This window comes from Kitasatospora sp. NPDC015121, from assembly GCF_055562955.1.
The window spans coordinates 41,908-62,538 of sequence record NZ_JBVHEH010000007.1 but is presented as its reverse complement, the minus strand read 5'-3'; the positions used below and the strand labels follow the sequence as shown (position 1 = coordinate 62,538).

Here is a 20,631-nt window from a genome sequence, read left to right as displayed (position 1 = left end):
CCGCGTCGCAGCCCGCGTCGGGGGCCGGGCCCTGTCATGATCGCCGTGTTGGGACAGGAGATCTTCCGAGCAGGAGTGGCTGTGGCAGAGCGGCAGAACGGCACCGTGAAGTGGTTCAACGACGAGAAGGGCTACGGCTTCATCAGCCCGGAGTCCGGTGAACCGGACCTGTTCGTCCACTTCCGGGCGATCGAGGGCAACGGCTTCAAGTCCCTCGTCGAGGGCCAGAAGGTGACCTTCGAGGCGGTCCAGGGGCAGAAGGGCCCCCAGGCCGACAAGGTGCAGCCCGCGTAGGTTCACCGGCGGGAGCGCCAAGATGCCGGGGCTTTCCTTCGCCCGGCTGTCCGCGGGCGAGGAAACCAGGCAGGCGGCTGTGGCGGACGTCCGAACGTGACACCTCCGGCAAACCGTCCTCGGCAGCGGTGATCGAGGAGGACGTCAACGAGAAGAGCGGCGGCAAGTACGCCGACAAGGTCGACGGCGCCCAACAGCGGGCGCGCGACAGGCCCGGTATCGACACCGACGACGACACCGAGGGCCAGTAACCCGAAGGCCTCCCGGTGCCCCGCCTCGACCAGGCGGGGCACCGCGGCGTGTGGCGCCCGCACCCGAACACGTCGCGGCTTCACCATGACCGGTTGTCGCAGCTCGTCCTTCCCCACCGGGCTGGATCAGCGTGGCTCCCACGTCAACGAGTCGTTCGCCGTCAGCCGGTCCTTGTCGGCTGCTGCTCAGCTCCCTGGAGCCGGCCTGCAGCACGCAACGCGCGGATGCATGGCCAGCCCCACGGGATCCCGCCTGCGGCACGTTGATCACAGTGGACTCGCGGTGCCGGTCGTCCGGCGAAGGCGGCGTCGAGCAGGCCCTGTTCCGGAGGGGCCGGTGCCGCTCCGGAACGCGGCGGCCGTGAGCGGCCGTCAGGTCGGCATTCCTTCGGCCGGTACGGATGGCTGTTCTCGGGTGATCGCCGGCAGGCGCACCGTCCCGGGTCGGCGGGCCAGCCGGCGCATCTCCAGGTAGCCGGCTGCGGCGGCCGTCCGCCGCTCGGTGTCGAAGTCGGCGCTCTTGAAGTCGGGGCCGCGGCCCGCGGGGTCGGGGCGCAGGCCTGCGGGTTCGGTCCAGGGGTGGTCGCGCAGGTCGCGCGCGGTGGCGATCAGGAGGCGGAAGGCGGCGGCGAAGGAGTGGGCCTTGCAGTCCCACAGGGAGTCGAAGCCGAGGGGGTCGGCGAGGCGGTCGGCGCGGATGACGGGGCCGGTGTCGACCCCGTTGTCGATGTAGTGGACGCTGGCGCCGGCGCACCGCCGGAACCGCTCGGCGTCCTGCGCGGCGGCGACCTGCTCGGTGGCGTACATGCCCCGCGCGTACGGGAGCACCGCCGAGTGGGCGTTGACGACCCGGCCGCCGGTGAGGTCGATCCACCACGGTGCCAGCAGGCGGTCGAGGAAGACGTGGACGAACGGCGCCGGCGGGCGGGTGCACCGTTCGGTGAGCCATTCCCTGGCGGACGGGCTGTTGAGCCGGTCGCCGAAGAGCCGCACCAGGCCGTCGGACCATTCGGGCAGGGGCGGTACGCCGAAGTGGCGGACCATGGACCGCTCGGTCTCGCTCAATTCGCCGTACAGGTCCTCCAGTTCGGACCACTGTGCGCCGGACGGCCGACGCAGTCCGGCGTGCCGCCGGTGGAAGGCGAATCGCCGCTCGTGGAGCGCGGGTCGCTGCGGGTCCGGTGCGTCCCGTACGCACACGGGCTCGAAGTCCGGTGAGGGGGCGAACTCGGCCAGCCATCCGGAGATCAGGTAGCTGGCGTGGAAGCTGCCTTCGGTGAGCAGAATGCTGGTGCGGAACACGGGTGCTCCTAGGGGTCAGCGGGGCAGCCGGGTGCCGGTGCCGGTTTCGAGGGCGGCGGCGTGGACGCGGGCGGCCAGCGCGATGTCGTGGACGCCCATGCCGAACGGGTTGACCACGCAGCGGTCCTCTGGGCCGATGGTCCGGCGGTAGGCGCCGGAGAGCAGGTCGGGCAGCTGCGCGTCGACCGGCCGGCCGGCTCCGGTCCGGGGCGGGTCGTTCGGGTCCGGCTCGCCACTGCGGCCCCCGCCGGGCGCGGTGACCCGGCCGGCCTGGGCCAGTCGGCCCAACAGCCGGGTGGCGTCGGCGGCCACGAGGTCCCAGTCGTCGACGAACAGGTGGTCGCAGCCCAGCAGCAGGTCCTCGGTGGCGTCGTCCAGGGAGACGTTGACGAACACGGCTCCGGGCGGCAGCCACTCCAGCGGGACGTAGGGCGTGTCCGTGGTGGTGGTCGCGATGACGACGTCGGCGGCCCGGACGGCCGCTTCGGGCCGCTCGACGGCCGCCACGGCGGCGCCGGGCGCGAGCGTCCGGGCGTGGCGGGCGAATTCGGCGCCGCGCGCGGCGTCCGAGTCGTACACCGTGACGGCCTCCGGGCGGGCCCGCGCGCAGAGCAGTTCCAGGTGGGTGCGGGCCTGTCGGCCGCAGCCGAGCAGCGCCGGCCGGCGCGTTCCGCCCGGGCCGCGGATCGCCTCGATCGCGGCGAGGGATACCGCGGCGGTGCGCAGGGCGCTGATGCGACCCCCCTCCATCAGGCAGACAGGGGCGGCGGTGCGCGGATCGGCGAGGACGATCAGCCCGTGCGCGCGCGGCAGTCCGCGGTCGGGGTTGCCGACGCAGGCGTTGATGATCTTGCAACCGTAGCTGCGGTCGTACCGGGCGGGCAGGATCAGGCTGCGGGCGGCGGTGCCGTCATCCGCCGTCCAGCGCAGCGCGGCCTCGGGGGCGAGGGCGGCGGCGCCGGAGCGGACGGCCGCGAACGCCTCGGTGACCACCTGCAGCGGGTCGATCCGCCGGCACAGCCGGGCGACGGCGGCCGCGTCCAGGTACAGCAGCGTGTCGGTCGCCGCGTGCGGCACGCCGTCTGCCGTGCCGATGCCGGTGTCGGTGCGGATGTCAGCCATGGCGGACGTCCTCCAGCTCCGCGACCAGGCCGTTCAGGACGCTCCGGTCCAGGTCGGTGCCGGTCGCGAGCGAGGTGTCGGAGGCGTAGATCGTCTCCTCGTAGCGGTCGCCGCTGTCGGGGCACAGGCAGGCGACGTCCGCGATTCCGGGCAACTCGCGCGCCGTGCGGCAGGCGGCCAGGACGGTGGCGCCCGCGGACCCTCCGAGTGAGATCCCGGTGCGCAAGCGCACGATCCGGCAGGCCGCGGCGGCGTCCGCGTCGCTGACGCGGACCGTGCGATCCGCGTCCTGGGGGCGCAGGAAGTGCGACTTCAGGCCGGAGCCGAAGCCGGGCAGCTTGTCGGAGCGGGGGGCGGCGGTGCCGCCGGTGGCCGCCGAACCCACCGCGTCCACCGCCCAGACGGCCACCCCTGGCGAGTGGGCGTGGAGGTAGCGGGCCGTGCCGGCCAGGGTCCCGCCGGTGGAGACGGGCACGGCGACGGCGTCGGGAGGCGGCAGCGGGCGGGACCTGCCGTCGGGGGCGGGCCCGCGACCGGTCCCGCCGGCGGGCTCGAAGTCGGGCCCGCGGCCGGCCAGCAGGGCCGGACCGGTGGTGCGCGCGTGGACGGCGGGTCCGGCGGGGTTGTCGTACTGGTCGGTCCACACGGCCCGCGGGTGCGCCTCCAGGAAGCGGTGCACCGTCTCGATGCGGGCGTTCACCGCGTGCGCCGCGTCGCCGGTCGACACGCGGATCAGCTCCGCGCCCAGCTCGGCCATCCGCTGGAGGCTGAAGGGGCAGGTGACGTCGTCGACCACGAGGGTGCACCGGTAGCCCCGTTCGGCGCACATGCCGGCCAGGGCGATGCCCATGTTGCCGGAGGTGGACTCGATCACGTGGCCGCCGGCTCGCAGCCTGCCGGAGCTCTCCAGCGAGCCGAGCAGGGCCCCGGCCGTGCGGTCCTTGACCGACCCGTACCTGTTGGTCCCCTCCAGGTGCAGCCGCAGCCGCAGGGTGCGGCCCTTCATCGGAAGGTTCAGCAGCCGTACGGCAACGGAACCGGGGCCGGGGTGACGGACGGCGGCGGCAGGGACGTTCGACGTCGAGGGCGTCCCCATGAGTTGATTCGTATGCAGATCGAAATCGCTCATTTTTTGAGGGTAATTTCCCGAACCTACGCCCGCATCAGGAGTCCGAGGTCGTCGGTCGCGGTCCGGGCCGCCAGGGCGTCCACCACGTCGGCGACCGAACCGCGGCGCGCGTGGACGGCGCGCTGACGGTCGGCGCCGCTGCCCGCGTCCGTCAGCCGCCGCAACCCGAAGCTCACGGCGGCCAGGTCACCGGTGGACTCCAGGGCCGGGCCGACGTGCCGCAGCAGCAGATCGGGAAGCTCGGCGGTGGCGGTCGTCCGGCCGGTGAACGGGTCCATGGTCCGCCCGCGCAAGCCGTCGCGGGACGCCAGCCAACAGGCCGCCTGCAGCAGTTCGGCCGGCGGCCGCGGCCCGGGGTCGCCGCGCTCGACGGCCGCCAGCGCCGTCACCACCAGGCCGCGCACCAGAGCGGCCACCAGCGCGCTCTCCTCGGCCGTCCCGGGCACGTCGGCCACCCGGACCTCCACGGTCGGATAGCGGCTGGACAGGCGCACGTCCCAGAACAGGCTGCGCTCGTCGATCAGCGTCCCGTTGTCGACCAGGACGCCCACCAGCCGCTCGTAGTCCGCCAGCGCGGGGAAGAACGGCGGCGGCCCGGACGCCGGCCAGCGCCGCCACAGCACCCGGCGCCAACTCGCGTAGCCGGTGTCCCGGCCGCGGGAGAAGGGAGAGTTCGCGGTCAGCGCCGCCAACGCCGGGAGCCACGGCCTGAGGTGATTGATCACCAGGACCCCGCGCTCGCGGTCCGCGACGGCCACGTGCACGTGCAGGGCGCAGATGGCGTGGTCCTCCACGAGGCCGCGGTAGCTGTCGAACTGCGCGCGGTACCGGGGCCCGCTGGTGACCTCCATCGGCCCGTGGCCCCCCAGCGGCGCCACCCCCGTGGCCACCGCCCGCACGCCCGCGGCCGCCGCGGCGCCGACCACCGAGGCCCGGGCCCGACCCAGGGCCGCGTGCAGGGAGGCCACGTCGGCGCACGGAGGGGTCTTCACCTCGATCTGCCCCTCCCCCAGCTCACGGTCCACCAGCTCCCCCAGCTCCCCGGCGGCGATCCGGGCCACCTCGCCGCCGGCGGCCACGACCTCGCGGCTCACCGGATCGACCAGGAAGAACTCCTCCTCCACCCCCATGAGGGGCCCAACGGCGCGCTGAGCAGAGATGTCGTCCGTCATGGGCCCCACTGTAGGAGCAGGCCCCGGCCACCGCCCCCGCAGATCGAGCAGCCGGCGTGCTTCGCCCCGCGCCGGGCGGGACGGTCGAATCTCGTCCGGGAGCCTGCCGATCAGCCACCGCACGCCGTTGTCGCCGCCGAGCCGGGGGAAGTGGACCACGGCGGCGTCGCACAGCTTCATCAGGTGCTGCTTGTTCTTCCCCTTGCCGGGGAGCCTGTGGAACTCGAAGGTGGGGCCGGCCTGCAGCACCACGTCCTCGGGGACGGTGACCTGGGTGGCGGTCATCGTCTCCGCGATGGTGGTGAGGATGCCCCGCATGGCGGCCATGAAGGTCCGTACCCATCGGCTCCATGCAGTGGTCTCCCGTTCAGTGTGTCGTCTGGCGCGTGTCGCCGTCGGCCGACCGCCGGGTTCCAGCGGTGCACCTCGGGGTCAGCCGCTCAGGAGCGGGCCGGGGCCGGCTTGCCGACGCCGCGGGGGCGTCGCTGCCCCGCCCCCGGGGGCGCTCTGCTCGATGTGCGGGGGCGCCTTCCCTGCTCGGAGCCGCGTACTGCTCGGTTCGCGGGCGTCGGGGCGGGCTACCGATCGAAGCGGTCGGTGACGTTGCCGTTCGAGCACGCGGACTTCGCCGAACTCGTCCTGGAGGAACCGAGGTTGGACCTGTAGCGCGGCCTGCGCGACCTCGGTGCGGTGGTCCCCCGGCCCCTGCGCGACCTGGAGCCCCTGCCGACGATCGTCGCCTTCGACCCGGTCGGCCCGGCCCGGTTCGAGATCACGCGAGGGTGGGGTGAGCGGTGAACCGGTGGTCGAGGCCGGCGGCGTTGGCGGGAAGGGCCGAGGGTGCCGGCGGGCTTGAGGCCGGCGGGGCGACGGGCGGTGACGGGCAGGCCCGGAAGCTTCTCGTCACCGTGTGGGAGGACGCCGAGGCCGGCGACCGCCCGCCGGCGCGGAGGTGGTTCAGCCCGCGGTGCCGTCCGGCAGGACGCGGGCCGGGGGCCCCGGGGTGGTCCCGGTGACGCGCAGGGCGAGCAGGGCGGTGTCGTCGCTGGACCAGCCGTCGTGCTGGGCCTCCAGGACGGCGGCGAGGCGGGCGATGGTGTCGGTGGCGTCCAGGCCGCGGGTGGCGGCCAGGGCCAGGGCGAGGTCGTCCTCGCCGAAGACCGTGGCCGCCCGGTCGGGACGGGTACCGGGGCGGGGGCGGGCCTCGACGGCGCCGTCGGTGTAGAGCAGCAGCAGGTCGCCCGGGGCGAGGTCGAAGGCGGTGTCGGTGAATTCCACGTCGGGGATGAGACCCAGCGCGGTGCCCAGCGCGCCGAGCTGCTCCACGCTTCCGTCCGCGCGGCGCACCAGGGCAGGGGGGTGTCCGCCCAGGGCGAGGGTGCCGGTGGCGCCGTGTTCGGTGAGGTGGAAGGCCGCGTAGAGGCAGGTCAGGTAGCGCGGGGCGTTCTGGGCGAGTAGTGCGCTGTGCAGACGGACCAGCAGGTCGGCGGGCGATCCGGTGTCGGTTGCGTCGGCGCGGATGGTGTAGCGGGCCATGGCGCTGACCTGGGCGGCCTGCACACCCTTGCCGCAGACGTCTCCCATGACGGCGGCCCAGTTGTTCCCGTGGGTGCGGAACAGGTCGTAGAAGTCGCCGCCGACCTCGATGTCGGCGCGGTCGCGGCGGGAGGCGGGGAGGTAGGAGGCGGCGGCCTCCATGCTGGGGACGGTGCGCAGGGCGGCGGGCAGCAGGCCGGCCTGCAGGGTGTGGGCGAGGTCGGCGGAGCGCCGGTGCGCCTCCCGCGCGGCGGCGAGTGCCTGGCGCAGGTGGATCTCGGAGGAGACGGATCGGGCGAGGGTGGCCAGGGTGGCGATGTCGGTGTCCGACCAGACGCGCGGGACGGTGTCGATGACGCAGAGCGTGCCCAGCACGTGCCCGGCGGCATCGAGCAGCGGTTGCCCGGCCCAGGCGCCGATCATCATCGGGCCGGTGGCGGGGTGGTCCGCGGTGCGCGGATCCGCGGCGGCGTCGTTGACGACGAAGGGTTCACCGCCGGCGCCGATCACGAAGGGGCAGTAGCTCTCCGTCACCGGGTCCTGCCGGTCGGCGAGGTCGGTCGGGTCCACGCCGACGCACGACTTCCAGAACGAGCGCTCGGCGTCGACCAGGGTCACGAACGCCCGGTCCGCGCCGGTGAACCGCGCGGCCAGCGAGGCGAGGTCGTCGAAGACCGCCTCCGGGCCGGTGTCCATCAGCCCCGTCGCCGCGACCGCCGCTACCCGGTCGGGATCGGACAGCGCCGCCGGCAGCCCGTCCGCCCGTACCCCGCCCGTGTGCTCCACCGCCGCCACCTCCCGTTCGCCCTCGCTGCCCGTCACTCCCAAGCGAACCACACTTCCCCACCCGCCCCGGCCGGCGGATGTCCTCGTCCCGGGGTGCCTTGGGAGGCCTCGTGCCGTACGACACCGACGGCCGCCCGTCCAGAGCCGCGCGCCGGAACACGGGAGGCCGCCCCTGCGGCAGGGGCTCGACGGAGGCCGGGCTCGTCCACGCTCAGCCGGGCCTCCCGCCCGGGGTACTGCCACTTCCCACCAGGGGGAAGTCGGCGGTCGGCAGGGCGGGGCGGTCGTCGTTGGTGTCGGCGTGCTCGTCTGGGTTCAGCGGCTGGTGGTGGGCCGGGGCCGGCAGCGGCGGTAGATCGTGGAAGCTGCTGGTGTCGATCACCCGGACCTCTCGACGGGGTCCGCCGTGCGGGAGGCGGCCGCCGTCGCGGCGGCAGCGATCGAGGCTTTCAGTCGAGCGGGTCCGAGCGCGGACCGGACTCCGACAACCGGATCACGGTCGGGTCCTGGGCCGACGGCATCCGCGACTACTACACCCCCGGCCTGGCCGGCGTCCCCGGCGACCACCTGGTCGCGATCCCGGCCCGAGCGGTGGGGCGGTGCGTCAGGCCGAGCCGCCCTGCAGTCTCAGGGCTTGGCACGGCACGGCGGGTTCCGCCACCACGCCGCCCGGCGGAACTCGGCCGTGTCCCGCGCGGCGGGACGCCCTTCCGGTCACCACCCGGCCCCGGTCGTTCCCGCCGCGCCCACCCGACTCTCCTCAGACCGTCTGGTCCAAGGAGCCGAGCAGCCAGTTGCCCGGCGCGTTCTCGTCGCCGCTCAGGTGGACTCGCGGATCGCCGGCCGGAACTCCTTGCGGCTGATCTCGCCGTTGCCGTCGCGGCCCGGCTTCCGGGACGCCTCCCCCGAGGCCTGGGGCGGGACGCCGACGATGTCGTACAGGCGGACGTACTCGTCGAAGTCCAGCACCCCGTCGCCGTCCGCGTCCCCAGGGGCGAGCGGCGTTCTCCGTCAGAAACGGTCCGCGTCCTGGTCGAACCAGGCGAGCACCACACCGAGCTTCCGGCACCGCACGCCATCCAGCGTCTGCGTTGCCTTTCCCCGCGAGGAGCCCCCGCCCACGGGCCGACGGTCCGGCTGACCATAGGACAGCGGGCCCGGCCGAACCGGGAAGACGGACTTCACACCGCCCGTGAGGGTGGTACGCACGACATGGTGACGCAAGTGTGGCCGCGGCCCCCGGGCACGTCGGCCCGAGGGGGCGTCGGTGGTTGCGGGGCGCTCATCGCAGGCTCTCATTGGAGCGGGCGCTCCAGATCGCCAGGGCGGCCACCAGGGCGCAGGCGCCACCGAGCCAGAGGACGCCCTGGACGCTGAGCGCGTCGACGATGACGCCGCCGACCAGCGCGCCGAGGCCGATCGACAGGTTGAACACCGCCACCCACAGGGAGGAGGCGGCCTCCACGGCCTGCGGCGCGGCCTTGATCATCCACGTCTGCAGGGCCACGGACACGCCGCCGTAGGCCAGGCCCCAGACGATGAGCAGGATGACGCCGGTGATCTTCGTCCGGCCCAGCAGCGCGAAGAGCGGCATCGCGACCGCCAGGGACAGCGCGATGGCCAGCACGCTCCGGTGCACCCTGCGCGAGAGGGCCGAACCGGCGACGAAGTTGCCGATCATGCCCGCCAGGCCGAAGCCGAACAGCAGCGGGCCGACGTAGCTCTCGTCGATGCCCGACAGCTTCTGCAGTGCCGGGCTCACGAACGTGTAGGCCGAGAAGTGCCCGAACACGATGAAGATCGTCGCGATGATGCCGATGCGCACTCCGGGATTGCGGAACTGCTCGACCAGGAGGCGCGGCCGGATGGGCTGCGAGGCGACCAGTGGGGGCAGCACCGCGAGCAGCGCGACCAGCGCGACCAGCGCCAGGGCGCTCACCGCCGCGAAGGCGACGCGCCAGCCGGCGAGGTCGCCGACCAGGGTGCCGAGCGGGACGCCGAACACGTTCGCCGCTCCGACGCCGCCGAAGATGATCGCGGTGGCCTTCGGCACGCTCTCGGGCGCCACGAGCCGGACGGCCAGGCCGCTGGCGACGGCCCAGAAGCCTCCGATCGCCACTCCGACCACGACCCGGGAGGCCACGAGGATGCCGAAGTTCGGCGCCACGGCCGAGGCCACGTTGGAGAGGGTCATCAGCGCCATCAGCCCGAGCAGCAGGATCCGCCGGTCCATTCCCTTGACGAGCATCGGAACCAGCGGCGCCGCGAACGCGGCGACCAGACTGGGCACCGTCACCATCAGCCCGGCCGTCCCCTCCGAGACCGACAGCGCGGATCCCACGGAGGTCAGCAGGCCGATCGGCAGCTGCTCGGCGCTCACCAGCAGGAATGTCCCCAGGGCCACTGCGCTGACCGCCAGCCAGCGATTCGCCTGCGGGTCCTCCGAGCCCTTCACCTGGGACGAGCTCTGTTCTGCGGTCGTCACCGTACCGCCCCCTTCGTTCGATTGGGAGCGATCGCTCCCAATAACTGAACCCTAGTATGGGAGCGATCGCTTCACAAGCTGGGTAAGGTGGGGACATGGCACGCCCCCGACAGTTCGACGAGCAGAACGCGGTCACCTCGGCGACCGAGCTGTTCTGGAGACGCGGCTACCACGCCACCTCGGTGCGCGATCTGGGTGACGCGCTCCAGCTCACGCCCAGCAGCCTGTACCGGACGTTCACGGACAAGCACACGCTGTTCCTGCGCGCGCTGGACCACTACCGGGCCACCGAGTCGACCCAGGCCAGGCAGCGCCTGCACGCCGGTGGCCGTCCGGTCAGGGAGGTGCTGCGGGAGTGGATGCTGTGGCTGGTCACCTGCCCGCCGGACGGCGAGGGCGGCCGGGGCTGCTTCGTGGTCAACACGGCCACCGAACTCGGCACCACCGACGACCAGGTCCGCCGCCGGACCGACGCCGCCTTCGAGACCACCCGGCAGGCCCTGCGATCGCTGTTGGCCGAAGGCCGTGATCACGGAGAGCTGTCCACCGGCCTCGACATCGACACCACCGTGGAACTGCTGTTCACCATGGTGCTCGGGCTGCGGGTGCGGGAGCGCGCCGGCCACGACCTCACGCACCTGACCACCGCGATCGACGCCGCGATCCTGACGCTGGGACCCGCGCCCGCGGAACCCGCCTGATCGGGCACGGCGGCCGCCGCGTGCCCGGGCACGCCCCACTCCGGCACGCCCCCTACCCCGGCACACCGAACCACGCCGTGGCCACCTCGACCAGCCCCGCGGTCGGTGCCTGCCGCCCCGACGCGCTCCAGAGGACGTAGCCGTCCGGCCGGACCAGGAGCGCCGGAGCCGGCATCGCCGAGGAGGGCTCCGCCACCACCTCGACGACGGACAGCCGGTCGGACCACGGCGCGACCAGCTCGGCCTGCCCGGCCGCCTGGGCGGTGTGGATCAGCAGCGGCCGCCCGTCGCACAGCAGGGCGGCGAGGCTCGTGGCGCCCCGGGCGGTCTTCACCCGCAGGTCCGGAGCGAAGGTCCCGGCGAGGGCGTCGTCGGGAACGCCCACGTCGTAGCTGATGTCGGTGCCGCTGAGCATCCCCGTGAGGAAACGGTTCACCTGCGGCAGGTGCATCGTCTCGCGGAACAGCTCCCGCAACGAGTCCGTGAGCACCCCCGGGTGCATGAGCGCCACCTGGGCCCGCACGTTGTACAGGACGCGCGCCGCCACGGGACGCCGTTCGGTGTCGTAGGTGTCCAGCAGGCCGAGGGGCGCCCACCCCTTGACCTCGGCCGCGAGCTTCCACCCCAGGTTGAGGGCGTCCTGCAGGCCGGTGTTCAACCCCTGGCCGCCCATCGGGAAATGGGCGTGGGCGGCGTCCCCGGCCAGCAGGACGCGACCGCGGCGGTAGCTCTCGGCCTGAAGCGCCGCGTCGCTGAACCGCGTGAGGTCGTGGGCGTCCGCCATCGGCACGGGGCGGCCGGCGATGCGCTCCGTCTCGTCCCGCAACTCCTCGAAGGTCACGGGCGCGTGGCGGTCCGGCGCCGGGCCCCGGAAGTCGTAGGTGCACACCCGGCTGTGCCCGGTGGGGTTCAGCCACACCAGCGTCCATCCCCGCGGCGTGCGCTGCCAGCCCGCCGGCGCGCTCCAGGGGTCCAGCAGGCGCACCTCCCCCATCAGCGCCGACACGGTGGCGGGCGTGCCGGTGAAGGGGATCCCAGCGGTGCGGCGGACGGCGCTGCGCACCCCGTCGCAGCCGACCACCCACCGTGCGGTGACGTGGCGCCGGGCCCCGTCCGCACCCCGGAGGTCCACGCGGACGCGGTCCTCCTCCTCCTGGACGCCCGTGCACTCCTGACCACGCAGGATCCTCGCCCCCAACTTCTCGGCCCGCTGGGCGAAGACGTGCTCGGCGTACGCCTGGGGGCTCCCGACGATGACGGGGCCCTCCGAGCTCACCTCGGCGAGGTCGAGGTCGAACATCCCCGCGAAGTGGAAGGGGACGCTGGTCTGCCGACCGCGCGCCGGCCGCGGCTGCACGGCTTCGCGCATCCCGCGGCGGTGCAGGCTCTCCACGGTGCGGGCGTGCAGCGTCCCGGCCTTCGACACCCCCGAGGGCACCGGAAGCCGCTCCACCACCAGGGGCCGGACGCCTTGCAGTGCCAGCTCATGGGCGAGCAGCATCCCCACCGGGCCACCACCCACGATCACCACCTCGCAGGTGACCGCTTCGTCCGCAGGGCGGGACAAGGGTTGCTCCACTGGGTTTCCTCACCTTCGTGCCGAGCGGGCCCGACCGGCGACGGCGAGGCGCGACCGCTCCCGCCGGGATCGCGCCCGCCGACGGTTCGGTCGCCGTCCGCGTCGGCCGGATAACGTTACGTATCTACTCGTACCATCGTAGGGGCGGGAGCCGCAAGGCGAACCCGTGACCCGGCGTCAACCACGGACGCACGTTTCGTACATGTTCGTAGGATGGCGTCATGGGACTCCACCACCCGAAGACCGACGAGATCCGGCTAGAGGACCTGTTCGCCGCGCTGAGCAATCCGACGCGCCTCGAAGTGGTGCGCACCCTCGCCCGGTTCGGCCCCGCGCCGTGCGGGAGCCTGCTCGACGGCGTCCCCAGGTCCACGCTCACCCACCACTGGCGGGCCCTGCGCGAGGGGGGGCTCATCCGGCAGGAGGCGGTCGGGCGCGAGTACACCCTGTCCCTGCGCCGCGACGACCTGGAGCAGCGCTTCCCCGGGCTCCTGGACGCCGTACTGCGGGCGGTGGCGGTGCCGGCTCCGGGGTGAACCCCGACGCGCAGGTGCCCCGGGTACCGCTGGATCCGGGGCACCTGCGGTGGAGCGGCCGCGTCAGGGCAGGCGGACCGACTGGCCGTGCCGGAAGAAGTCGGTCGGGTCCCACCGGGCCTTGACCTGCTGGAGGCGCGGGTAGTTGCCGCCCCAGTAGAGGTTGTGCCAGGGCACCGAGGAGCCGTTGTACTGCGGGTCGTTGAGGTCGATGTCGCAGTAGTTCACGAAGCAGCCGGAGGTCTGGGCGTTGGGCACCGGGACACCGCCCGTCTGCGCGTACACCTCCCTGTACACACCGCGCAGCCAGGCGAGGTTGACCTGGTCCCGGTCCGCCTCGGTCCAGTTGGTCTGGTACAGCACCTTGAACACCGAGTCGCGGTGCGGCTGCGCGGTGTCCGCGGACCCCACCGCGTTCACCTGCCCGCCGTAGGAACTGATGACGACCTGCGCCATCGGGTTGTCCAGGGCGTCGGAGCGCAGGTGCCGCCAGAGGGCGGCGATCTGCCCGTCGGTGTAGCCGCGGCGGTGGTAGGCGGACTTCTCGTCGCCGCGCAGCACGGCGTTCGTCATGACCTGGTTGCTGGTGCCGAGGTAGTGCGTCGCCTTCAGCCAGCTCCAGCGCCGGGGCACGAGGAAGTTGGCGAGCGGGCCGTCCGCGCTCCCGTTCTCCGTCGGCGTCTCGGGCGGGGTGGACACGCCCCGGGTGATCTGGTCCACGAAGTCCTTGAGCACGGCGTCCGCGTTCGGGGTGTCCCCCGTCAGCTGCGTGAGCAGCGCGATCTCGCCGTTCGAGACGTGGTTCAGGGTGAGGAAGGAGAGCAGGCCCCCGGTGGCCCCCGGGGCGCCGTGGGCCTCGTGCCAGGCGCAGAAGTTGCGCACCAGCGTGGTGAAGTCCGCCTGCGTGATCTTCGCCCACGACCAGGACAGCAGGCTGACGAGGACCTCCGCCGGCGGCTTGGGCAGGAGGGTCGACGGGTTGCTGCCCGTGGCCGTCCGCGAGCGGAACCAGTAGCGGGTGACGATCCCGAAGCTTCCGCCGCCGCCGCCCGTGTGCGCCCACCACAGGTCCCGCAGGGGGCCGGTGTCGTCACGCGTGGCGACCACCGCCCTGGCGGTCCCCGCGGCGTCCACCGTCACGACCTCGACCGCGTACAGGTGGTCCACGATCAGGCCGTCGCGGCGGGCCAGCAGCCCCCAGCCGCCTCCGGCCACGTGCCCGCCGGCGCCCACCGAGTAGCACATGCCACCGGGGACGGTCACGCCCCAGCCGCGGTACAGCCGGTCGTAGACCTCGCCGAGCGTGGCTCCCGGCTCGACCGCGAACGCGTTCCTGTCCGCGTCGAAGTACACGCGGTTCATCTCCGACATGTCGACGATCACTTCGACCGCGGGGTTGTAGGCGAAGTCCTCGTAGCAGTGCCCGCCGCTGCGGACCGACACCCGCCGCTTCGCCGCCGCGGCCTCCGCGACGACGGCGACGACCTGCTTGGTGGTGGACACCAGGTGTATGCGGTTCGGCGACGCGGTCCAGCGCTGGTTCAGGCCGACCGTGAGGTCCGCGTACCGCGCGTCCCCGGGGAGGACCGCGGGGGTGGCGAAGAGGAGCGCGTCCGGCGCGGGCTTCGGGGCGGCCGGGGCCGGGGGCGCCCCCGCGACGCCGAGTGCGGAGACGCCGGCCACCGCGCCCGTGGCAGCGAGGACCGAACGGCGCGAGAGATGATTTCCGTTGCGTGACATTGAAACTCCGGATCGACGGTCGGATCAGTCGTACGTGCCTCTACCACTGCGGTGACGGAGGGCTATTCCAGGTACTCGTCACCGAATTCGGGGCCCATCTCGTAGCCGTAGGCCACGTCTTTCAGCCGCTGTTCCTCCGAAGGCGGCGGCGTGCCGTCGTCCGCGGGGACGCCGACGCTCAGGAAGAACCTCTCCTTGCCTCCGGGAACCGTCATGAACAGCATCTTGGCCGGCTCTTCGGAGGTGTTCTTGAACGCGTGCTCCGTCCCCCGCGGGACGAAGACGAAGCTGCCCGCCGGGGCGTCGTGCCTGCCGTTCCCGTCCCGGAACTCCACACTGCCCTCCAGGACGTAGAAGGCCTCCTCCTCCCAGTGGTGGACGTGCAGCGGCGGTCCGCCGCCCGCCGGGACGAGCGCCTCGACGAGGAACAGCGACTTCCCGGTGTTGTGCTCACCGGACTTGACGGTGTAGCGGTCGCCGAAGGCCCACCTGCTCGGCCCTTCCCCGGGGGGGACGATGACGACCTCGTTCCTGTTCTGGCCCGCGAAGAATCCCAGACTCACCGACCGTGCCCTCCCTCGAACCGTCCACCGGGATTCACGCGGCACCGTGGAGCGCGTCCAGTTCCTTCACGTCGACCTCCGACAGGCGCAGGGCCGCCGCCTCGACGTTCTCCTCGAGGTGTTCGGGGCTGGAGGTTCCGGGAATGCAGCAGATGTTCGCGGAGTGCTGCAGCAGCCAGGCGAGGGCCACCTGGTAGGGGGTGGCGCCCCGGCGCCGCGCCACGGCGTGGACGGCCTGGGCCTCCAGCGGCACCTGCTGCGGCACCTTCGTGTCCGTCGCGACGTCCTTCTCGTGCTGGAGGGTGAACGTCCCCAGCGGGAAGAAGGGCATGAACGCGATCCCCGCCCGGGCGCAGGTTCGCACGATCTCCTCGTCCCGGCGCCGCAGGACGTTGTACTCGTTCTGCACGCAGACGACCGGGGCGATCCCCCGGGCCTCGGCCAGCTGCCGGACGGTGACGTTGCTGACCCCGAGGTGCCGGATCAGGCCCTGCTCGCGCAACTCGGCGAGCACGCCGAAGGGTTCGGCGATCGAGTCCTCCGGGCCGAGGCCGCCGCCCTCCTCCACGATCCGCAGGTTCACCACGTCGAGGTGGTCACGGCCCAGGCCGCGGAGGTTGTCGTACACGGCCCTGCGCAGTTGCTCCGGCCGCAGCGCGGCCGGCCAGGCCTTCTCCGGGGTGCGGAGGGCACCCACCTTGGTCACGATGATCAGGTCGTCGTCGTAGGGGTGGAGGGCTTCGCGGATGATCTCGTTCGCGACGTACGGACCGTAGTAGTCGCTGGTGTCGATGTGGTTGACGCCCAGTTCCACCGCGCGCCGCACCACCGCGACCGCCCGCGCACGGTCCTTCGGCGGGCCCCAGACCCCGGGGCCGGGGAGCTGCATGGCTCCGAACCCCATCCGGTGGATGACGAGTTCGCCGCCCAGGGCGAACTCCCCCGCGGCGGCGGCGGGCACGGTACCGGCGACTGCGTCACCAGAAGGCACGATCTGCTCCTTGGGAGTGAGAGGGTCGGCTGGGGGCGTACGGTCCCGCTCAGCCACGGATGACGGTCTTGCTGCGCATCAGGAACTCGCCGAGGTAGCCGTCGTGCGGCACGCCGCGGTCCATCCAGTGGGTGGGGCGGTCGCCGACGTAGACGTTGGCGACGGTCCGGTCGGCGACCAGGTCCCCGATCAACTCGGCGTCGATGTCCGGCACCTCCCCGTCGGCGAGCACGCCGACGACGAGTGAGTCGCTCAGCGCACCGGCCCCGTCGGCACGGGTCCAGGGCGCCACCCACACGCAGGGGAAGGGCAGTTCGGCGGTGTGCCAGCCGCCCCGGAGATGCGGCACCTCGAAGACGGCCGGACGCAGCACCGCCTGACCGTCGGAGAGTTCGTCCACGACCCCCTCGCCGCCGAGGTGCGGGGTGGTTCCCCTGGCCCGCTCCAGCAGGTGCCGTTCGAGGGCCCGCGCCCGCTCCAGCGACTGCACGGGCAGCCCCGCCTTCTCGTCGTCGGCCGGCAGGCTGGGCAGTGCGGCCAGTCGCTCGGCCAGCGCCCGTGCCACCGGAGCCGGATCGCCCTCGACGAGGACCGCGGTCGCGTTGACGCACTTCGTGCCGCCGTGGTGCGCGATCGAGTCCACCATGGTGTCCAGGTGGGCCCGCCAGTCCGTCCCGGCGGTCACCAGGATCTTCGCCCGGCCCGGCCCCTGCACCAGGACGCCGGGGCTGCCGGCGTACCGGCGGACGACGTCGTCGCCGCCGTACACCAGCGACAGGTCCGCGCCGGTGATCAGCTCCTCGGCTACCGCGTGGTCGGTGGGCAGCAGCACCACGTGGTCCTCGCCGAACCCGGCCGCGCGCAGCGCGGCGACCAGCCGGTGCGGGGTGAACGGCTCCCGGCGCGAGGGCCTGATCGCGACGCGGAAACCCAGCGCGAGGGCCTCCAGCCACAGGGCGTGGGGCGCCGGGTGGTTGCCCGCCGCGTTCACGGCGAGCACCTCTCCGCGCCGGGTCCACACCGCGCTGCCGGTGCGCGTGCGCGCGTCCCGCCAGTCCAGCACGGCGCCGCCGGGCAGCGCGCCGTAGGCCCCGGCCAGGGCGCGGCGCGCGGAGTCGGCGATCTCGTCGGCGGCGGAGCGCACGGCGGGCAGCGGGATCCCGGAGACCCGGGCGACGGTGCGCTCGTACCGCTCGTACGTGAGTCCGTGCACCTCGCCCTCGCGGAAGACGGCGGCCGCACGGGCCAGAGCGGCCAGGCGCCGCTCGGCCGGCAGCGGGGTCGCCCGGTGCAGGGCGGCGAGCGTCCGGGTGACGAACAGCTTGGGGACGAGGCTGAGTTCGGCGACCGCCAGGCCGGCGGTGTCGGTGACGGCCTCGCGGTTGCGCGCGCGGTACGGGCCCCGGGGGCCCAGCGCGTCCAGCGGGTACGGCTCGCTCGCCGGCATCAGTACACCCCCTCGATGACCTTCTCGTCGTCGAACTCCCGCACCGGTGCGATGTCCGCGACCGAGTCGCCGACCTGGCCCGGCAGGGGGCGGACGCGGGTGGCCTCGTCCCGCTCCACGTTGTTGGGCAGGAACAGGCTCTTGCCGACGTAGTGCATGACGACGCGGCCCCGCTCGCCGTACTCGACCGGCCGCCGCTCCTCCAGGTCGACGACGTTGTAGGTCATGTACGGCGAGAACGGGTCGTAGACGCAGGGGTCGTCGTCGCCCAGTCCGGGCCGCTCGGTGACGTGGCCGAGCGTCATGGTGTTGCCGAAGCCGCTGCAGAGCACCGCGTCGGGGAACAGCTCGGTGCGGTACAGGTTCCGGGTGTCGGGGTCGAGCTGGGTGCCCACCCACATGATGGCCCTGACCTTCTCCCGGACCAGTTCGACGAGTTCGTCGCGGCGGCACAGCCGTTCCAGCACCGGCGGGGTGAGCATCAGCACGCCGATGTCCTGCGAGCGCAGCGGGTGCTGGATCTGGTCGATGAGGTGCTCGGTGTAGGCGTCGGCCTCGCGCTGGTCGCCCCGCGCGATGATCTTCTTCACCCATCGCGGGTCGATGTCGACCGAGAAGGACAGGCCGCGCCGCTGGGCGACCATCTGCTGGAAGGAGGCACCGACCATGTGCGGACCGGACGGGATGGAGAGCAGCCAGTTCACGTCGCGCGGCACGCCGTGCGCGTCCAGTTGGGCGTTGCTGTGGGCGAGCAGCAGGTCCACCCACTCCTGGAGCATGACGACGCGCTTGGGCGCGCCCGTGGTGCCGCCGCTGTCGAAGACGCCGACGATCTTCGGGTGGGGGCCGTAGCCGCGCGGGATCAGGTCCTCGGCGCGCACGTCCCGCAGTTCGTTGGCGAAGTTCGGGAAGAGTTTCAGGTCGTCGAAGGTCCGGACGGTCTCGATGGGGTCGAAGTCCAGTCGGCCGACGCGGTCGAGCCAGAACCGGGCCCCGGTCTCCTTGGAGAAGTGCCAGCGGATCGCGGCACGGAGGAATTCGTCGGGGTCGGGCACCGTGCCGTAGGGCAGTTCGAGGAGGGGGTGGGCAGCGGTCATCGGAGAGCTTCCTTTCGGCCGGGTCCGGTGAGGGCCGTGCGGCGATCCCTGGCTCAGTCGACCTGCGGCGCCCTGGCGAGGCTGTCGAGCAGGTCGTCGGCCCGGTCGCGCGGGTGGGAGCGGAGGCACGGGAATCCGCCGTCGTACGGGTCGCCCGCGGCCGGCGCCTTCGTCGCCCCCGGCGTCGACGACCGGCTTCGGCGGGGGTTCGGAGTCGGGCGGTTCCAGGAGGAGGGCCCGGTGGTCGACCGGGGGTTCCCGACCGCGTCGGTCGGGTGAAGGAGGACGGCGTCGGCCAGGACGGTCATGCGGGAACGCTCCTGCCGGTCGGGCAGCGGGCGGGGGGACTGGCTGCATTCTGGGCACAAGCACGGCCGCCCCGCAGGGCGGGCGGCGGACTCTGTCACCCACGACGGAATTCGTCACAACGGCCCCCGGCTCCCGCCGGATCGAACCTGACGGTGGGTCAACTTCATGAATTGCGACTCAATATGACGGACTGTCAGCGGTAGCGACGGACTATGCGCCCTCGCGTTGCGGTCGCGGACGCCCCTCCCAACAGTGGAGTCCGCCGCCCGAACCCGGATGTGAGCCCACCGGACGGCGCGTCACCACCGGGCCGGCGCCCTGCCGACGTCCACGAAGCCCGTGCCGCCTCACCCACGACCGGGCCAGCCATCAGCCGGAGTGACTCCGACATGCCCGCCAAGGGAATCTGATGACCGACATTGAGTCCCACGTTCGCTCCCTGCCCGCCCTCCAACAGCCCGACTGGGCCCACCACCCGCGTCTCGACCAGGCCCGCGCCCACCTGCGGCGGATGCCCGCCCTCGTGGACATCGAGGCCGTGCACCACCTCGGGGCCCTGCTGCGCGAGGCCGCGGCCGGCCACCTGCAGATCGTGCAGGCCGGCGACTGCGCCGAGGACCCGGCCGAAGCGGCACCCGGGGACGTCGCGCGCAAGGCGGCACTGCTCGACGTGCTCGCGGGGATGATGAAGCTCGCGTCCGGCCGGCCGGTGCTGCGGGTGGGCCGGCTCGCCGGCCAGTTCGGCAAGCCCCGCTCGAACCCGACCGAGACCGTGCACGGCGTCGAGATGCCCGTCTACCGGGGCCACATGGTCAACCGACCCGAACCCGACGCCGAACTGCGCCGCCCCGACCCCGACCATCTGCTCACCGGCTACCGGGCCGCCAGCGACACCATGCACTACCTGGGCTGGCGCGGCACCGCCGGCCGTCGCCCGGAGTACGGCGTGCCGGTGTGGACCAGCCACGAGGCCCTGCTGCTCGACTACGAACTGCCCATGCTGCGCCGCGAACCCGACGGCTCGCTGCTGCTGGCCTCCACCCACTGGCCGTGGGTGGGCGAACGCACCCGGCAGCTGGACGGCGCCCACGTCGCCCTGCTCGCCGCCGTGGCCAACCCGGTCGCCGTCAAGGTCGGGCCGAGCATGACGACCGAGGACCTGCTCGCCCTGTGCGAGCGCCTGGATCCCGGGCGCAGCCCCGGCCGGCTCACCCTGATCGCACGGATGGGCGCCGAGAACGCCCCGCGCAGGCTGCCCGCCCTGGTGGAGGCCGTCGCCCGGGCCGGCCATCCGGTCCTGTGGCTGTCGGACCCGATGCACGGCAACACCGTCTCCGGCCCCGAGGGGCTCAAGACCCGCCTGGTCGAGACCGTGGTGCGGGAGGTCCGCGCCTTCCAGGAGGCGGTGCGCACGGGTGGCGGCGTCGCGGCGGGCCTGCACCTGGAGACGACTCCCGACGCGGTCACCGAGTGCGTCTCGACCGCCGTCGACCTGAGCCGCATCGGCGACAAGTACCTGAGCTTCTGCGACCCGCGGCTGAACCCGCAGCAGGCCATCGAGGTGGCCTCGGCCTGGCGGGGGTGACTCCCC

General features: G+C 73.2%; 20 protein-coding genes. 5 read left to right on the top strand and 15 right to left on the bottom strand.

The features are described 5' to 3' along the window. The first annotated feature begins 81 nt into the window (after positions 1-81). Both ACZ3J7_RS12055 and ACZ3J7_RS12050 read left to right on the top strand, forming a co-directional pair. On the top strand, positions 82-294 hold the full coding sequence (locus ACZ3J7_RS12055; RefSeq protein ID WP_465619517.1) for a cold-shock protein: 213 nt from the start codon (positions 82-84) through the stop codon (positions 292-294). A gap of 128 nt (positions 295-422) precedes the next feature. Continuing rightward, positions 423-545 (top strand): hypothetical protein, encoded by a 123-nt coding sequence (locus tag ACZ3J7_RS12050; protein ID WP_465619515.1) that lies wholly within the window; start codon positions 423-425, stop codon positions 543-545. Between the two features lie 372 nt (positions 546-917). Here ACZ3J7_RS12050 and ACZ3J7_RS12045 read toward each other — a convergent pair whose 3' ends face one another. The 8 genes from ACZ3J7_RS12045 to ACZ3J7_RS12010 form a co-directional block, all read right to left on the bottom strand. After that, positions 918-1,847 carry a formyltransferase family protein gene (locus ACZ3J7_RS12045; protein WP_465619513.1) on the bottom strand — a complete coding sequence of 310 codons (930 nt, stop codon included), beginning with the start codon at positions 1,845-1,847 and terminating at the stop codon, positions 918-920. 15 nt (positions 1,848-1,862) lie between these two features. Then, on the bottom strand, positions 1,863-2,969 hold the full coding sequence (locus tag ACZ3J7_RS12040) for an ornithine cyclodeaminase (protein ID WP_465619511.1): 1,107 nt from the start codon (positions 2,967-2,969) through the stop codon (positions 1,863-1,865). Continuing rightward, a complete protein-coding gene (locus ACZ3J7_RS12035) occupies positions 2,962-4,098 on the bottom strand; it encodes a cysteine synthase family protein (protein WP_465619509.1) in 1,137 nt (378 codons plus the stop codon). Before ACZ3J7_RS12035 ends, ACZ3J7_RS12040 begins: the two co-directional genes overlap by 8 nt. A 23-nt stretch (positions 4,099-4,121) precedes the next feature. Then, on the bottom strand, positions 4,122-5,597 hold the full coding sequence (locus ACZ3J7_RS12030) for a carboxylate-amine ligase (protein ID WP_465619507.1): 1,476 nt from the start codon (positions 5,595-5,597) through the stop codon (positions 4,122-4,124). Between the two features lie 630 nt (positions 5,598-6,227). Next, positions 6,228-7,643 (bottom strand): PP2C family protein-serine/threonine phosphatase, encoded by a 1,416-nt coding sequence (locus tag ACZ3J7_RS12025; protein ID WP_465619505.1) that lies wholly within the window; start codon positions 7,641-7,643, stop codon positions 6,228-6,230. Positions 7,644-7,803: 160 nt separating this feature from the next. Beyond that, entirely contained in the window at positions 7,804-7,974 is a 171-nt protein-coding gene (locus tag ACZ3J7_RS12020) for a hypothetical protein (RefSeq protein WP_465619503.1), read from the bottom strand. Positions 7,975-8,411: 437 nt separating this feature from the next. Next, on the bottom strand, positions 8,412-8,561 hold the full coding sequence (locus ACZ3J7_RS12015; RefSeq protein WP_465619501.1) for a hypothetical protein: 150 nt from the start codon (positions 8,559-8,561) through the stop codon (positions 8,412-8,414). A gap of 313 nt (positions 8,562-8,874) precedes the next feature. Continuing rightward, positions 8,875-10,077, bottom strand: a complete 1,203-nt coding sequence (locus ACZ3J7_RS12010; protein WP_465619499.1) for an MFS transporter — start codon at positions 10,075-10,077, stop codon at positions 8,875-8,877. Between the two features lie 95 nt (positions 10,078-10,172). Between ACZ3J7_RS12010 and ACZ3J7_RS12005 the strand changes: the two genes are divergently transcribed. Then, on the top strand, positions 10,173-10,778 hold the full coding sequence (locus ACZ3J7_RS12005; protein WP_465619498.1) for a TetR/AcrR family transcriptional regulator: 606 nt from the start codon (positions 10,173-10,175) through the stop codon (positions 10,776-10,778). Positions 10,779-10,830: 52 nt separating this feature from the next. On the opposite strand, the gene ACZ3J7_RS12000 is transcribed toward ACZ3J7_RS12005, so the two are convergent. Beyond that, positions 10,831-12,345: an FAD-dependent monooxygenase gene (locus ACZ3J7_RS12000; RefSeq protein WP_465619496.1), complete on the bottom strand. Its 1,515-nt coding sequence runs from the start codon at positions 12,343-12,345 to the stop codon at positions 10,831-10,833. Between the two features lie 233 nt (positions 12,346-12,578). Here ACZ3J7_RS12000 and ACZ3J7_RS11995 point away from each other — a divergent pair, with 233 nt between their 5' ends. Further along, entirely contained in the window at positions 12,579-12,893 is a 315-nt protein-coding gene (locus tag ACZ3J7_RS11995) for an ArsR/SmtB family transcription factor (protein ID WP_465619494.1), read from the top strand. Positions 12,894-12,956: 63 nt separating this feature from the next. Here the strand turns inward: ACZ3J7_RS11995 and ACZ3J7_RS11990 are convergent, their stop codons facing one another. The 6 genes from ACZ3J7_RS11990 to ACZ3J7_RS11965 all read right to left on the bottom strand — a co-directional run bounded on the left by ACZ3J7_RS11990 (position 12,957) and on the right by ACZ3J7_RS11965 (position 19,039). Continuing rightward, entirely contained in the window at positions 12,957-14,633 is a 1,677-nt protein-coding gene (locus ACZ3J7_RS11990; RefSeq protein ID WP_465619492.1) for an FAD-binding oxidoreductase, read from the bottom strand. 62 nt (positions 14,634-14,695) lie between these two features. Beyond that, on the bottom strand, positions 14,696-15,196 hold the full coding sequence (locus tag ACZ3J7_RS11985) for a cupin domain-containing protein (RefSeq protein ID WP_465619490.1): 501 nt from the start codon (positions 15,194-15,196) through the stop codon (positions 14,696-14,698). A gap of 34 nt (positions 15,197-15,230) precedes the next feature. Further along, positions 15,231-16,187, bottom strand: a complete 957-nt coding sequence (locus ACZ3J7_RS11980) for an oxidoreductase (RefSeq protein WP_465619488.1) — start codon at positions 16,185-16,187, stop codon at positions 15,231-15,233. 49 nt (positions 16,188-16,236) lie between these two features. Continuing rightward, on the bottom strand, positions 16,237-17,634 hold the full coding sequence (locus ACZ3J7_RS11975) for an aldehyde dehydrogenase family protein (protein ID WP_465619486.1): 1,398 nt from the start codon (positions 17,632-17,634) through the stop codon (positions 16,237-16,239). Then, positions 17,634-18,731, bottom strand: coding sequence for a phenazine antibiotic biosynthesis protein (locus tag ACZ3J7_RS11970; protein ID WP_465619484.1), 1,098 nt, complete (start codon positions 18,729-18,731; stop codon positions 17,634-17,636). The genes ACZ3J7_RS11975 and ACZ3J7_RS11970 overlap by 1 nt, the downstream gene beginning before the upstream one ends. 53 nt (positions 18,732-18,784) lie before the next feature. Continuing rightward, positions 18,785-19,039, bottom strand: a complete 255-nt coding sequence (locus tag ACZ3J7_RS11965; RefSeq protein ID WP_465619483.1) for a hypothetical protein — start codon at positions 19,037-19,039, stop codon at positions 18,785-18,787. A gap of 410 nt (positions 19,040-19,449) precedes the next feature. On the opposite strand from ACZ3J7_RS11965, the gene ACZ3J7_RS11960 reads away from it, so the two are divergent. After that, entirely contained in the window at positions 19,450-20,625 is a 1,176-nt protein-coding gene (locus ACZ3J7_RS11960; RefSeq protein WP_465619481.1) for a 3-deoxy-7-phosphoheptulonate synthase, read from the top strand. The last annotated feature ends 6 nt before the right edge of the window (positions 20,626-20,631 follow it).